The 15,676-nt window shown below is 31.4% G+C and carries 12 protein-coding genes; 11 read left to right on the top strand and 1 reads right to left on the bottom strand.

The genetic code is table 11. From position 1 onward, the window contains the following. Positions 1–6: 6 nt before the first annotated feature. Positions 7–1,095, bottom strand: a complete 1,089-nt coding sequence (locus THEIN_RS09110) for a cytochrome c3 family protein (protein ID WP_013908384.1) — start codon at positions 1,093–1,095, stop codon at positions 7–9. 537 nt (positions 1,096–1,632) lie between these two features. Here THEIN_RS09110 and THEIN_RS09115 point away from each other — a divergent pair. The 11 genes from THEIN_RS09115 to THEIN_RS09165 all read left to right on the top strand — a co-directional run bounded on the left by THEIN_RS09115 (position 1,633) and on the right by THEIN_RS09165 (position 15,641). Further along, positions 1,633–3,438, top strand: a complete 1,806-nt coding sequence (locus tag THEIN_RS09115; RefSeq protein ID WP_169311170.1) for a hypothetical protein — start codon at positions 1,633–1,635, stop codon at positions 3,436–3,438. 78 nt (positions 3,439–3,516) lie between these two features. Continuing rightward, positions 3,517–4,017 (top strand): GNA1162 family protein, encoded by a 501-nt coding sequence (locus THEIN_RS09120; RefSeq protein WP_169311171.1) that lies wholly within the window; start codon positions 3,517–3,519, stop codon positions 4,015–4,017. Positions 4,018–4,127: 110 nt separating this feature from the next. Beyond that, complete coding sequence (locus THEIN_RS09125; RefSeq protein WP_013908387.1) at positions 4,128–5,612, top strand: hypothetical protein; 1,485 nt, start codon at positions 4,128–4,130, stop codon at positions 5,610–5,612. Beyond that, positions 5,594–6,160, top strand: coding sequence for a hypothetical protein (locus THEIN_RS09130; protein ID WP_013908388.1), 567 nt, complete (start codon positions 5,594–5,596; stop codon positions 6,158–6,160). Before THEIN_RS09125 ends, THEIN_RS09130 begins: the two co-directional genes overlap by 19 nt. After that, a complete protein-coding gene (locus THEIN_RS09135; protein ID WP_013908389.1) occupies positions 6,130–7,800 on the top strand; it encodes a peptidylprolyl isomerase in 1,671 nt (556 codons plus the stop codon). The genes THEIN_RS09130 and THEIN_RS09135 overlap by 31 nt, the downstream gene beginning before the upstream one ends. Further along, entirely contained in the window at positions 7,781–9,724 is a 1,944-nt protein-coding gene (locus tag THEIN_RS09140) for a cytochrome c3 family protein (RefSeq protein ID WP_013908390.1), read from the top strand. Before THEIN_RS09135 ends, THEIN_RS09140 begins: the two co-directional genes overlap by 20 nt. After that, positions 9,721–10,905, top strand: coding sequence for a cytochrome c3 family protein (locus THEIN_RS09145; RefSeq protein WP_013908391.1), 1,185 nt, complete (start codon positions 9,721–9,723; stop codon positions 10,903–10,905). Before THEIN_RS09140 ends, THEIN_RS09145 begins: the two co-directional genes overlap by 4 nt. Then, positions 10,878–11,777: an NHL repeat-containing protein gene (locus THEIN_RS09150; RefSeq protein ID WP_013908392.1), complete on the top strand. Its 900-nt coding sequence runs from the start codon at positions 10,878–10,880 to the stop codon at positions 11,775–11,777. Before THEIN_RS09145 ends, THEIN_RS09150 begins: the two co-directional genes overlap by 28 nt. Before the next feature lie 156 nt (positions 11,778–11,933). Further along, a complete protein-coding gene (locus THEIN_RS09155; RefSeq protein WP_013908393.1) occupies positions 11,934–12,992 on the top strand; it encodes a cytochrome c3 family protein in 1,059 nt (352 codons plus the stop codon). Continuing rightward, complete coding sequence (locus THEIN_RS09160) at positions 12,931–14,319, top strand: cytochrome c3 family protein (protein ID WP_013908394.1); 1,389 nt, start codon at positions 12,931–12,933, stop codon at positions 14,317–14,319. The genes THEIN_RS09155 and THEIN_RS09160 overlap by 62 nt, the downstream gene beginning before the upstream one ends. After that, a complete protein-coding gene (locus tag THEIN_RS09165) occupies positions 14,310–15,641 on the top strand; it encodes a YncE family protein (RefSeq protein WP_013908395.1) in 1,332 nt (443 codons plus the stop codon). The genes THEIN_RS09160 and THEIN_RS09165 overlap by 10 nt, the downstream gene beginning before the upstream one ends. The last annotated feature ends 35 nt before the right edge of the window (positions 15,642–15,676 follow it).

A 15,676-nucleotide genomic window follows, 5' to 3' on the forward strand; every position in this document is an offset into this window, starting at 1 on the left:
TCTTGCCTAGTATTTGTTAGTGTGGCAGGCAAAACAGCCACACTGATCACCAACTCCGCTGGAAGCGTTACAGTTAGCATAATTCCAACGCAAAATATCGGCGTAAGGAGAACCGTGGGCTCGGTGACAGGAGATACATAAAACTATATCATCACTACCACTAAATTGAACGGTAGAAAGGACTCCACCGGTGAGATCACTACTTCCTAAAGGCGCTCCAGGCCAATAGGTACCAGCTGTCCCGAAAGGTCCAGGATAGGCCGTGTAGCCAGCGCCTGCTGCAGAGCTTAGAGCAAAATCAGAGGGGTGTCTAAGCCAGGGAGAGCCGCTACCACTATAGCTTATTTCATTTCCACTGTGGAACTGCCCGTGACACTCGGCGCAGAGGTAATTAATAGAGGCACTATCAGTTGGTGTGGTAAAAGAGGAGCGATTAACAGCGTAATATTGGTTGTGTTCACTGCTAGTAGGCTGATATTCCCAATCGTTGTCTTCAATGCCCTTGATTCCATACAAGAAACGGAAGCTTGTTCCTACAGTAGATCCGTCAATAGTGCTGTCATCAGCATGGTGAGCACCACGAATGGCAGCAAAATCGTCTTCTTTATCATGTGTACCATGACAACCATAGGTACCAGCACAGGTTAATTGTTTGCTCCAGGTAGCTTCGTTGTTAGCTAAGGCACCGTTGGCGTTAAAGCTGGTATCCCAGCCAGGAGGGGTCATCCCGATAGCACCATCTACGTTAGCTATGTTTTTAACGTTGTGTCCGCTGGCATCATCACCGTTTTTAACCCAGTAAAAGTTACCACCGGCTAAGGTATTTCCTTCAATACCAAATGTGCCATATGTCGGTTCGCTTGGACTTAGAACATAAGGAATATTATTGGTTCCAGTGTTAGTTCCCGTATGGCAACCTACACAGTCCCCGATAGTAAGAGCTCGATAAGGACCGCCTTCTACTACACTCTGTCCACCTTGCGAGTTGTGCATGGTGTGGCAATCAGCACACTGCCCTTGCACTCTAGCTAAGGTAGATTTTGGTAAAAATCCTATCAAAGTTAAACAGATTAGAAATAAAAACCAACGTTTCATAACCCTCCCTCCTTAAAAAATAGATTTTTTTAGGTATTTACTATGTTTTGATAAATTATTCTGAATTAACCACCTCCTTTTTAATATTTCTTTCTAATTTTAATGATAAGACATTTTTTGTTCCAAAACTAATAAAAAATTTTTTAGAACTCCAGAATATTCAATAAAATAAACTTAATTTGGTTCAAAAAAACCAAAAATATTCACAAATTTCCTTGATGTTTGTAACAATAAAAGAATTCTTTATTAAAAATAGCAAACTAAATATTTCAATTTTTAAGAATAAAATATTCTATAATCTCCAAATTTTTATTATTTTTTCTTTTTTTCTTAATAAAATGTTTTTTTTCACAGCTTGAGTTTTAAAGGAACAAAAGCTAATATCCCTCGCAAATGTTTAAATTTTTTTTAGCTTTTTGGTCTATTATAGTTATTAACGTTTTTTGCTCGGCTTGGGCCCTCAATTTTATGGGGGACTGGCGGTACCTTGAAACCAAGGACGAGCCAGAGACTCTTTTTCAAGTTTATTCGCTGACTTTGTCTTCACAGGCTACCAATAATCTCATTTTAGGTACAACTTTTAGGTATAATCGAACTTCTCAGGGGGATAGTTATAGGGAAACGCTTACACCCGTTCTCTCTTTGTCCCTACGTAATGATTTTTTTAATTTTAATGTTAGCGCTACAGCCACTGAACAACATGGTACAGAAAGTAGAGATTTATCTAGCCGTTCTTGGAATGCTGATCTTAGTTCTTCATATATAAAAGGTATAAATTCAAGAATTTATTTTGGCCGCTCTAAACAAAAAGATGGAGCCACCTCTCATTTAATTAACCAAAAAAGTGATTATTGGGGACTAAATTTAAGCAAAGATTTTAGAAATTTTGATTTATATTACGATTATAGGATTAGCCATGGAGAAAATTATGTTTTGAAATCTACCACTAACACTTATTCACATCTTGTTAAATTGAACTATGCTGGTTCTTTTGATAAATTTTATTATTCATTTGGACAACAATTTAATTATACTAAAACTAAATGGCAAGCAGAACTAATTGGTGGAAAAGCCGATTTTCCTATAAATATTTCAGTAGAATGGTATATAAATAACTCTTTAGATAGTTGGGATGGTAAAAATCTTCAAGATTTTGATGATGGTATTATTGATGATGATTATCTAATTATTGATTTAGGAATAGAAGAGATAGGATTGTTAGAGTTTTATTATGATACTGTTAATTGGTATGCTATTCCAAGTAGCATAAAATGGGATATCTATTATAGTAATGACAAAATTACTTGGTCTTTGTTGGTCAGTGATGTTAGTCTTCCTTTTGATTTTTCTGGTTTAGGCTCTTTAAATTTTTCTAAAGCCCGTTATTTAAAACTTGTTCCTAAAACATTTTCTGATTTAAAATTCAATTCTCCACAATTTCGTGCTTATAAATATATTACTTCTTCTCAATATAAGACTACTTTTAAAACATATCGTACATCTTTGGCCCTTTCGTATAACTTTTCAGAAAATCTTATTTCTTCTTATTCCTTCTCTCTTAATAGAGCCGAGCCAAGCCCTGGGCCAGATTCTAAAGATTATATACATAGTGTTTCTATTTCCTGGATTCCTAATAAATTTTTTCAGCCCACTGTTTCGGCCTCAAAGACCAAAAATATAAAAGATAAACAACCAGATTTAATTATTGATAATTTATCTTTTTCGGTTTTTTCAGATATTTTGCCTACATTGGATATTTCTTATGGCTATACTCATACCAATGTCAAAGAAAACGATGTAAAAAAGGTTACAAATGATAATTTTAATATAAGCACTTTTGCCAAAATTTATCCTGATTTAGATTTTAGATGGGATATCTCTATTGGAAAATCCAAAAACTACGAAAATGATTTAACTTCTAAAACATTATCTTCGCGTACTAATGCTATAGCAAGATTGAAACCAACTATTACTACAACTTTTACATATCAGTATGATTATAGTAACAATGATTTGTCTTCTACAACTACCCATAATTTTATTTTTGATTTGAGTTGGACTATTTCTAAGAATTGCTCATTTCATGGTTCGGAAAACATCAAATTTACAGAAGGCGAAACCAATATTAATTCTTTTTATTCTTTATGGTTTTCCTTAACTCCTAGAACTCAAATTAATTTTCAATATTCAGGTAATAGAAATGGAACTGACACTGACCAATTTTCAGGTTTTCTGTCGTGGAAAATTAGTCGATATTTATCTTTTAAGTCTAATTATACCTGGCTTAAGACAGGTGATGACACATCTTGGTCTTGGATGGTTAATTTAACGGCTAAATTTTAGGAGGTGATTATGAAATATTTTAAAGTCATTTTATCTCTGTTTTTATTTTTATTTATATCATCTTGTGGTTCTTCTTATGTGCAAAAGTCTTTTGTAAGGTCAGGGGTTGATATAGGATATATAAAAAAAGTAGCGGTTCTGACTTTCCAGAACAATAGTCAAGATAATTTTGCTGCAGAAAGATTAAGAAATATTGTAATTACTGAAATACTTTCAAGAGGTATTTTTGATGTAATAGATAAATCTTTGGTTGATACGGTTTTACTAGAAGAAGGCATAACCGAGCAAACCATATATAATAAAATTACTTTACGGAGAATAGCAAAAAAATTGGGGGTTCAGGCCTTAATAACTGGTTCTGTTGATACTTATGAAATTGTACGTGAAGGTACCTATAGTTATCCTGTAGTGGCCATCACCTTAACCCTTATTGATGGTTCTACTGGGGAAATCGTATGGCGGGCCAGTGGTTCACTTACTGGATATAGTACTATTGGCCGAATATTCGGGCTCAAGCCAAAAGATTTGACCCAACTCAGTTTCGAGCTGGTTCAGAATCTTCTAAAACAATTAAGTTAAATTTTTTAGATGTTTTTGATTGTTTTGGATAATTATTTTTGTTTTGATGTTTTTGGAGAAATTCAAGTAAAATTTATTATAAAAAGATAATACATTGTTATTTTATAAAAATGAAAAATTTTTTCCTATTTATTATCATATTTATATTGTGTTTAAGCGTTGGTAACGCTAATTCCAAAATTGTAATATTACCATTTGAAGACCTTTCGAAAGATATCAATGGTATAAATTTTGAGATTCCAACTTTAATAGCGCAATCTCTTGCAGATAACAATATAACAGTTATTACTCCAAAAGAAGTATTGCCTTTTTTGGCAGAAAATCGGATTAGATGGGTAGGCTGGCTTGATAGGATTACTGCTATTAAGTTAGCTAGAAAATATCAAGCAAGTTTAATAATGGTTGGTACTGTTACCGAAAATAATAAAAATACTTCATCTTCATCTCTAGGAATTACTGTACAGTTAATTAGGCCAAAAGACTATAGTATTGTGTGGGCAAAAACTATAGTATCTTCTTCTAAAGAAGAAGTTAGCTTTCTAGCTCTTAAAAAAGTAGATTATCATATTATTAAATACGAAGTTATTCACAATTTAATTGCTAGCTTACCTATACGTGTTAAAAAATCTATTTATGAACCCCCAGAAGTACAGATTTCAGAAGCTTTTATATCTCCTCGTAGAATAAAAGGGAACGAGAAAGTTACCTGTGCTGTACGTTTAGATATATCTGGTCCTCCCCCTAAAGAAGTTTATTTTTTCTACCAAGATAGAAAAATAAAAGCTCAAAGGAAAGATTCTCTTTATATAGCAAGTTGGAAAGCTCCTAAAAAGGAAGGTAGATATTTTATAAATATGGAACTTTATTGGCCTGATTTAGGTCTTAAAAAGAAAATATTTTTATCTGATTTTAGAGTAGATAATACTCCTCCAACTTTAGGACTAAAGTTATCAAAAGGGAAAAATATTAATGGAAAATTAGCTTTTAATAAATATATTTATTGTATTCCTAAATTGAAGCATCCAGAACCAATAGCTAGATGGTTATTCGAGGTAATTGATAAAAAGTCCAAAAAGATTTTGTTTAAAGAAGATAGACCTGGCCAACTTCCTAAAAAGTTTGTTTGGAGAGGAAAAGATCGTCAGGGATATTTATTGCCAAGTGGTCTATATGTTATTCGTCTTAAAGTTTGGGATTTAGCGGGAAATATAGCCCAGGCACAAACTGAAGTTTTGTTTGTTCGTAATCCTCCTCAAATTAACTTATTAGCAGAAAAAAGAAGTGATGATAAAATTCTTCTTAAATTAAATTTTTCGAAACATTTATTACCTATCGATTATATTAGATTAGAGATATGGGATGATGAGGGAAATTTATTAAAAGAAGTAAATATTAATGGCGAAGATCTTGAAAAAAAGAAAAATATTTTATTCCAAGTAAAAAAATCAAAAAGTATATTTTATTCATTAGAAGCTAGAGATATTATAGGTAATAAAAAAATTATAAAAAATTTTCCATTATCTACTGTTTTGATTCAAGCAAAAAAAGAAAATAAGAAAAAAGAGAAAGAAAATATATGGATAGAAGATTTCTAATTTTGATATATTTAGTCTTTTTTATAAGTGCATGTTCAAAAAATGTTCCTGAAATTAGGATAACAAAAAATTTTTCCTCAAAAACTTGTAGAGTTATCGTTTTGCCTTTTGAAAACCAAACTAAAGATCCTACAATTAATAGAGTCTTTTATAGAATATTAATTGATTCTTTAATTGAAGAAGGGTTATTTGTAGTCCCTGAAGGCCAAGTTCGCAGATTTTTTATTATGGAACGATACTTGGTTGGAGAAAATATTCCTTTAAATACAATTAAACTTTTAGCTGAGAGAACTAACACAAAAATTTTTATTGACGGTAGTATTTTAACCTATGAAAAAAATGAAAAAAATTTAAAATTAGCTTTTATAATAAATATTAAGGACGCCTATAGCGGTAAAATTTTATGTTCTACTTATCATGTTAGAACTTCTGAAGATTATAGAAAAATACTGCATTTTGGTAAAGTTTATACTACTTCCGGTTTAATAAAAAAGATGATTAATGAGGTGTTAATGGAATGGAGACGAAAAGGACTTTTCAGTTGTTAAATTTAAAAAATAGTTTAGTTGTTTTTTCTTTGTTTTATTTAATTATTATTTTTTCAAATTCTGCTTATCCTTTTTGGGGAGATAATTATCTCTTTAAAATAGATAATAGAAAATATACTAAAGAAGATTTTCTTACTTGGTGGAAATATTGGAAGGAACCAAACATGAAATTTCCAGAGACTCCAGATCCTTTTATTGACTGGCTTTTAATTGCAAACGAAGCAAAAAGAATGGAATTAGATTCTGATCCTCTTTATAAGCATAAAATCAGAGTATTTTTGGAAGTAAGGGGGCTATTACTTTTAAAAAATGAGGAGGTTGATAAAAAAATAGATATTTCTCAAAAACGTCTTTGGAAAGAATATAAAACTAATTATATTCCACGTTTAAAAATAAAGGCTTTAATAACACAAGATTATAAAGTGGCTAACAATTGGAAGAAATCTATAAAAACTAAAGAGGCTTTTGATGCACTTTACGAAAAGCTAGAAAAAGAAAAAAAAGCTCGCGATTTTGGTTGGGAAAGACCTATTACTATTCCTGAGGAAATCAGAAATGAGGTTTTAAAGGCAAATAAAGATGAAATAGTTGGACCAGTCAAATATAAAAATACCTATTTTTTGTTGTTTATAGAAGATAAATTAGGGTCTGATCCTACTGATTTTAATACTGTAAAAAGAGAAATTATTAAAAAAATCCGTAAAAAAGATGAAGCTTATTATACAGAAAAGCTAATTGAAAATCTTAAAAAGAAATATAATGTCAAAATAAATTGGGATATTTTAAAACTAATATCCTTAGATACTATTCCCGAAAATTTAAAAGAAAAGACAGTTTTGGTTATTGGCGATAGAGAATTAAAAGCAATTCAGTTTTGGGAAAAATTTAAAAAAGAAATTGACCTTAGATTTCATAAAAGGAAATTGTCTTCTGAAGACATAGATAAAATGAAACATTTCGTAATTAATACTTATATTTCTCAGACATTGACGAGTCTTGAAGCTTTAAATAGGCACTATGAAAAAGAGCCACCACTTAAGGATCTTTATGAATTTTATAAAAAACAACTATTAGTTGTCTTGTTTGAAGAAAAAATAATTAAACCACAAATAAAAGTTACTGAAGAAGAAATGAAAGATTTTTATACTAAAAATAAAGAGAAATTTACAAGACCTTCTATGGTAGAAATTGCTGTTATAAAAACTAGAGATCCAAAATTGATTAAAAACGTATATAAACGTATTAAACAAGGAGAGAATTTTTTCAAAATTGGAAAAGAAATCCAATTTCATACTTTACGGCCAGAAAAGTATTTTTTAAATCAGTTAGTTCCTGAAATGAGAGATGCCATTAAGGGGTTAAAGCCTAACGAAGTATCATCTATCATTGAGTTTAAGAGAGGTGATAATACTTGGTATTGTTTAGTATATTTAATTAAACACTATCCAGAAAAAGCCCATCCTTATGAAATAGTTAAGGATGATATAAGGAGAATTTTAGAGCAGGAAAAATTTAATAGTTTAAAAAAAGAATATATTAATAAATTACGCGCTCAAACGAATATTGTTATCAATGAAAAAGAGTGGTTAAAACTCAAGCGAGAGATGATGGAGGACAATAATGTCAATTTGGCCCAATAAATTTTTTTTTAAATATTTTATTTTAAATATTATAATTTTTTTACTGATAACATCATGCGTTTCGAAGCCATCTCCTCAAAAAGCTAGAAAAAATTGTATTGATTGTCATCCTGATTTTCAAAATGTTATTAAAAAGAATGGCCCCTTTTTACATAAGCCCGTGGCTGAAAAAGATTGTAAAGGTTGTCATAGGCCACACGGCGTAATCGGAGGGGTTTTTTTAAAAGATAAACCTCCAAGGTTATGTTTTAATTGTCATAAAAAAGATATTAAAAATTTTCAAAATAGATTTATACACAGTCCACTAAAAAAAGGAGATTGTTTTGTATGTCATGAGTATCACTCAGCTCAGAATAAGTTTTTACTGAAGCAGCCTTCTACTCAACTTTGTTTATCATGTCATAAAAGTATAGTTAAAGGAAAATTCAAACACAAAGCCTTAGATAATAATCAAGGATGTTTATATTGTCATAGGCCTCATACAGCTAATAATAAAACCTTATTAAAAGAGAATGCATCTATTTTATGTTATTCGTGTCATAAAAATAAAACTAAACTAAAAAAATTACATTTTAATATAGATTTTAATAATAATTGTATTAGTTGTCATAATCCTCATACAGGAAATGATAAACGATTATTGAAACCTTATGTCCATCCATTAATGGTGCAAGGAAAATGTTTTCAATGTCATATATATAAAGATAATAAGTTGGTTACTAAAAAAGATTTAACTGGTAAGTGTTTAAAATGTCATAAATTACAATCTGGTAGAAGTATACATAAACCGTACTTTAATAAAAAATGTTTTGATTGTCATGCACCACATGCTAGTTATAATATGTATATTCTTAAGGATAGACCAGGTAAGGTTTGTATACAGTGTCATAGCGATTTTTCTAAAATCGAAAAATATAAATCTCTTCATAATCCCGTTAAAAAAGGAAATTGTTTGGCTTGCCATAAAGGTCATGTATCTAATTTTAATTTTCTACTTAAAAATAATGATAAAAAGATATGCTTGTCTTGCCATAGAGATATAAATAATAAAAAGTTTAAACATCCGCCATCTCAAAACGAAGATTGTTTAAAATGTCATCAGCCACATTGGTCAAACTTTAAAGGTTTATTAGTAGAAAATCAGAAAGATTTATGCTTTTCTTGTCATAAAAATACTTCTTTTGAAGAAGACTTATTTAGTTTGCATCAACCTTTTCAGAAAGGACACTGTACAAAATGCCATAATCCTCATTCATCTGATTTTTCAAAATTACTAATTAACAATACTCCTCAATTATGTTGGAACTGTCATGATGCTTTTAGAAAAAACTATATAAAATTAAAACAACATAAACCTTATAAAAAAGGTGAGTGTCTTTTGTGTCACAATGCACATGCTTCTGATTATGCTTATCAGATTAATCAACCTATTTCAAATATCTGCTTTGAATGTCATAATAATTTAGGTAGAAAGATCAAGTCTGAACCATTTGTCCATCCTCCGGCACAAAAAGATAACTGTAATAAATGTCATGACGTTCATGGGTCAAGTAATATATGGTTTTTAAAAGAGTCTATGAATAGTTTATGTATATCTTGCCATATAGATATTTCTCAATATTGGCATGAAGGATTTCCGCATCCTCCCGCCAAACGAGAGAATGGTTGTATTAATTGCCATTTTGTTCATGCTTCCAAATATGATCATCTTCTAAATAAGTCAAGTAGTAGTATTTGTACTGATTGCCATAATATTGATAAAAAATTAATAAAAGCTCATAATAATATTAGGCCAAATAGATCTAACTGTACAACCTGTCATAATCCTCACGGAGGAGAAACTAATAAACTCTTGTGGTCTAATCAGCATCCTCCTTTTTCTAAGGGTAATTGTACACCATGTCATGAGGGGAGGTCAAAGTGAGAATTTTTATATTCTTTTGTTTTTTTTCTTTGTTTTTCTTTTCCTATCCAGCTTTTTCTAAAGTAAATAATAAGCTCTGTTTTCAGTGTCATAAGTCTAATAAATATCTTCATAATAAATATATACATAAACCTATTATTTCTAAAGGATGTTTGGAGTGTCATTTTCCTCACGCTTCTAAAAATGAAAAGTTATTAAAAAAATCTACTAATAAATTATGTTTTACATGTCATAAAAAATTAAAAAATGATTTTAAAAGTGACTTATTTCTGCATAAACCATATAAAGAGCAAGCTTGCTTAAGATGTCATATAGCTCATTCATCAAATTATAATTTTTTACTTAAAAATGATGTGAAAGATCTTTGCTTTTCTTGTCATAAGAATTTACTTGTTAATAAGCAAAAATTTCTACATAAACCTTATCAGGATGGAAAATGTTTGTCTTGCCATAATGCTCATGTTGGATATGATGTCAGGCTTCTTAAAAAAGAAAATGGAAATTTATTATGTTATTCTTGCCATAAGAGAAATAAGAAGTTCTATGATGTCCATCTTGGCAAAAAAGAGATTAATAATTGTTTAGAATGTCATAATCCCCATATGAGTAATAACAAATTTTTGTTGAAAAATTTTGAACACAAACCTTTCGCCGAAAAAAAATGCAATATATGTCATAATCAAAAGGATAAATCTAATTCTTTATGTTTAAATTGTCATAAAAATATTGATACTACTTTTTACTATTTTCATAATCATGCTTTAGGTGGATATCAGAAAAATTCATGTTTGATTTGTCATAGCCCACATCTTGGTAATACAAAAATTCTTCTTAAGAGTTCTCCTAAAGTATTATGTATTTCTTGCCATATTAATGCTTATGTACAAAAAGAAAATTCACTTTATGTTCATCCTAAAAGAGATAATTGTATTGAATGTCATAAAGGACATGGGGCTAATAATCCTTCCATGTTAAAAGGTGATGGCAATCAGGTTTGTTCTAGATGTCATAAAACTCAAGGTAAATTTTCTCATCCCGTTGGAGATAAGGTTTTAGATCCCAGAAATGGTCAGCCTATTACTTGTATTACTTGTCATGAACCTATGGGAACTAATTTTAAGTATGAATTAAAATTGAGTGGAGAGGCTGCTTTATGTGTAGAATGTCACAAAAATTATTAATAATATTGTGTACATTGTTTTTTATTTCTCTGGTTTTTAAAATAGAAAAAGCTTTTTCGTATAAATTTCATTATCAATTTTCTCTTTTAAAAGATACTGATAATAGTTCTTTAAAGCAGCCTCTTTCTGTTTTTGTTGATACTAAAGTTAAAAGAATTTATGTATCTGATGCCGCTAGAAATCGTTTAATTTCTTATGATTTTGCCGGATCTCCTTTAAAAGAGTTTACCGCTGCAGGACAACTAAAGGGCCCTATCTTTATGGTTAAAGATTCTTCTGGGTGCCTTTGGATTATAGAAAGACCCCTTAATGTCTTAACCTTTGTAGATCTAAAAGCTAAAAAATTTAAGAGACGTTTATTAAAATACAAAAATTTTACTCTTTTGCCAGCGCGACTTGCTTTGTGGAGGAATCATCTTTTTGTCTTAGATCAATTCAGCGGATTGATATATCTGGTCGACACTAATTTGATAGAGGCTAATAAGATTATTGGGCTCCCAAAATTAAAGGATTTTAAAGGTTTTATCGATATAAAAGTTAAAAAAAATAGATTATTTGCTCTAGAAAACGGGGGAAAGCGATTGTTTGCCTTTGATTTAAATAAGGGAACTCAGCAAATATTATATTTAAAGGGGGCAAATAGTGTACTCCCTGTATCCTTTGATATTGATGACCATAATAATATCTATCTTTTAGATAGAGATTTAAAAAAGATACTAGTTTTTTCTTCTAAAGGGATTTTCAGAAAATCCTTTTTAAAAGAAGGATTTAGAATGGGACAGGTTCGTTATCCTTCTTATTTAGTAATTTCTGGATCAAGGCTTTATATAGTTGATGAAGGGAATGGAAGGATAGATATTTGGGGGCTTTAAGTGTTAAAGTCTAACTTTTTAAAAAAAGTATTTAGGCTCCGCAAAAGTGAATCGTGTTTTAAGTGTTTTAGAAGCGTTACAAGAAGATATGACTTACTATCATTTGTTTGCAAATACGGAGGAGAAAACAGGAGTTCAAAAATTATTTTTTATTTTATGTTCTTCATAATAATAATTAACATATTTGTTCTCCTTTATCCTTCTTCAGGTCTATCTAAAATAAAAAGTGGTCTTCCTTGTTCTGCTTGTCATACCATGCATTATTCTCAACATGGTGGAATTTTAACAAATTGGGGAGAGTCTGGTCCGTATAAGGCGTTAGTAATTAATGATTGTCTTGGCTGTCATACTGGCACTAATGATGGAACTAATTATATACCTTATGTACTTTCAACCAGTCCTCCGGATTATTCTAATGCTGGGATATCAGGAAATACATTAGCTGGTGGTAATTTTTACTGGGTATCTCAGGGACAAGAGGATAGAGGTCATAACGTAAAACCTTTTCCTCCCGATTCTGTTTACGGATATACTCCACCAGGTGGTAGTCCTTTGTCAACTCAGCTTTCCTGCGCAGGGGCCAACGGATGTCACGGGGATAGAAGTAAGCAGGGAGATTTTGAAGCTATTTTGGGGGCCCACCATGCCGATGATGATATTATTGATGGAAACACTGTAGGAACTAGTTATCGTTTTTTGTTAGGAATCAAAGGATATGAAGATCCTAAGTGGGAATATAAGCCCGATGTTTTTTCTCATAACCAGTACAAAGGGGTAGATCGCATTTCAGAGACAGAAATAGATTCTTCTACTATAAGTTATTTTTGTGCTCAATGTCATGGCGACTTCCATAATGGTTCGGGCCAAATAAGTGCCGATAGTGGAGGCTTTGGGTCTCCTTGGCTCAGACATCCTACAGATTATGATATGGGGAATACCCCTAGTGATTCAGAATACCGAAACTATCCAGGAGATTATCCCGGCCCCGGAGCGACTGGTAGTAATCCTTATTCTCTTATAGCTCCAGTAGGTAGTGAAGATGTGTCTTCCCCAAAATCAAACATTTTATTTCAGAAAGACGCTATAGTTACTTGTATTTCGTGTCATAGGGCTCATGGGACACCTTATAAACATAATTTACGGTGGGATTATTATGGATGGCCACAAACAACATCAATTAATGGTTGTAATGCCTGCCATACGGCCAAAAATTAAATTTGGTCTATTGGTTTTAGGCGCAGTTCTTCTGAGTGTTTCACTATGTTGGGCGGGAAAATATCTGGATTCTGCCCATGGCGATAAAGTATATGGTGTAAAACAAATTGATCTTTCTGATTACGCCATAGGCAACTGTGGTCATTGTCATTGGCAACATGGGTCTATAAATGGAAACACTAGGGGGCCTTTTCCTTTTGCTTTATTTGCAACCAACTTTAATATGGCCGCTACTCAGGTACCTTATAATGTTTCTGATAATATATGTTTTTTATGTCATAGTAATTCTTCAATTCAAGTAAACGGTATACAAAACTTTGATTATAGTAAAACTTTTGGAGGAGCTTCAAATTCTAATATTTCTTCTATTTTAGAAAGTTTTAATTTGAAAAACTTATATTCTTCCGCTTCATATCATAATCTTAAAGACATATATAATTTTGCTATTAATCAGCAATGGTCTTTTTTTAAAGAAAAGTCTAATCCCTGTGTAGCTTGTCATAATCCTCATCTAGCTAAGCGTATTAAAGCTTATCCTTCAAGTCCTGGTTCTTATACGGCGGTATCTTTACCTATTGAAAAGAATATTTCTACTAGAAAAGAATCACACTATACTCTTTGGGGAGATGATTTAGATGAGCGAATGTCTAATTTTTATCCTGGACGTTATCAGGCTCCCTATTATTATGGATCTACAAATACTTACGAGCCAGGTGGAACTAATACGTACGACGGATCAAATCTTCCAGATTATGCTACTTTTTGTATCGCCTGTCACAATCAATATAATGAAATTTATAGTACCGAATTAGGTCGTAATCTTCGTAAGATTGACTGGGTTTCAGAAGGTGGTGACAATATATCAACTGTTCCATATCCTGATAAACATGGAAAAAACTCAGCCACAGGTAGTGTACATTTAAGAGAGCCATACCAATCTTCCTCTTTGGGTATATCTATAGGTTTTGTTACTTCTTGTACAGATTGTCACGAGCCTCACGGTTCACCTAATCCTTATCTACTTCGGACTCAAGTAAATGGGGTCTTAATTACCCAGTCTTTAGTAGGTGATATTGGAAATGAAATAGGTTATTTTTGCCGAGCGTGTCACAAAGATGATGCTACTTTTGGATATACAACCGAAATAAATACATGGGAATATATTCACCACGATAGCCCAGACGCTCCTTATCCAGAACATAAGTGTAGTTACTGTCATGGTCCAGGGGGGCCGAGGAAACCACCTATTCCTTGTTTGAATTGTCATAAACACGGTTCTAAAGACAATTGGGCACCAATATATAAAACGGGGAGGATATGTTTTTAAGAATTTTTTTAATATTATTATTTGTTTTGTCATTTACTGTAGTTCCTTGTCATGCTTCCAGGTTAAATTTTTTCTTAAATATAGTTAATCCTACATCTGATAACATAGTTTTAAAAATTAAAAATATTTCAGTTTCTGTCAACAATGAAACTCATGTTTTACGAGACTTTCCTCAAACAATATCTTCTAGAGTTAATTTTGGACAAACCTTTTTAGGGTGGATTTCTTTTGAAAAAGGAATAATTTCTCAAGTAACTCTAGTATTAGATGAAGTATCTATTAATGATAAAGTTTTACCTATAGAAAAAACAAAAATTACTTTGCCAGTAGATTATAAAATATCATCCAAGAAAAGTGTCTGTTTTTTTGTTTTATGGGATGTTAAAGCTTCTTTAAAGTCTAAAAAGTTTATACCTATTTTTTCTTTAAATATTCAAAGAGTTCCGCAAAGAGGTGATAATCTTTATATATCATCTGATGATTCTTCTACTATTTTTGTTGTTCGTACAGATATTAATCGAGTAGTTGGTTCGTTATATGTGCCTCCTGAACCTAAATCGTTAGATATTGATAGGATTAATGACCAATTAATAGTTGTTTCTGATAAATTGCGTTTATTAAGTATTATTGATATTTCTAGTTTTTGTTTAGTTGATAGTTTTGTTTTGCCTATGGTAGATTCACCACAATACTTGTCTTTTGTTTCGCGGAATTTAGTAGTTGTTACTGATCCGGTTACAAGCAATATTTTATTGTTAGATATTCCTTCTGGAAATTTATTGGTTTCTAAACGTTTAGGCTATTCTCCTTCTGATATTTTGTTTGACAGTAATCTAAATAAAATTTTTGTTTCTTCTCCCAAAGATCAAAGTGTCTATATTCTTTCAAAAAATTTGGATCTTTTAAATAAAATCAAAGTTGGCCAAAGCCCACGAGGAATGGCTATTTTAGGAAAAAATTTTTATGTAGCTGATCCGGCCACGGGTATGGTGGATGTTTTTAGGATAGACTCGTGGTCTCATGTAGGCCGTATTCTTAGTGGTAGAGGAGCCGTTAAAGTTTTTTCATATATAGACCGAATATATGTTAGCAACGAAAAAGAAGGGACAATTTCGGTGATTTTTAGAGATCAGATGGCAGCCTCAAAAAAGATTAGAGTAGGGAAGCAGCCTTTTGACATGATAGCCTCCTCTAAAAGGGGATGGTTATATGTGGCTCTTAGAGGTGAAAAGGCCATAGGAGTAATAGATCTTAATTCTTTAAAGTTAATTGGCAAAATTTCTCTAGGCTGTAAACCATTTGATCTAATTTTGTCTGAATAACATATAAAAACGGGTTATATATGAAACTAGATACG

The sequence above is a fragment of the Thermodesulfatator indicus DSM 15286 genome (assembly GCF_000217795.1).
GTDB classification, from domain to species: Bacteria; Desulfobacterota; Thermodesulfobacteria; order Thermodesulfobacteriales; family Thermodesulfatatoraceae; genus Thermodesulfatator; species Thermodesulfatator indicus.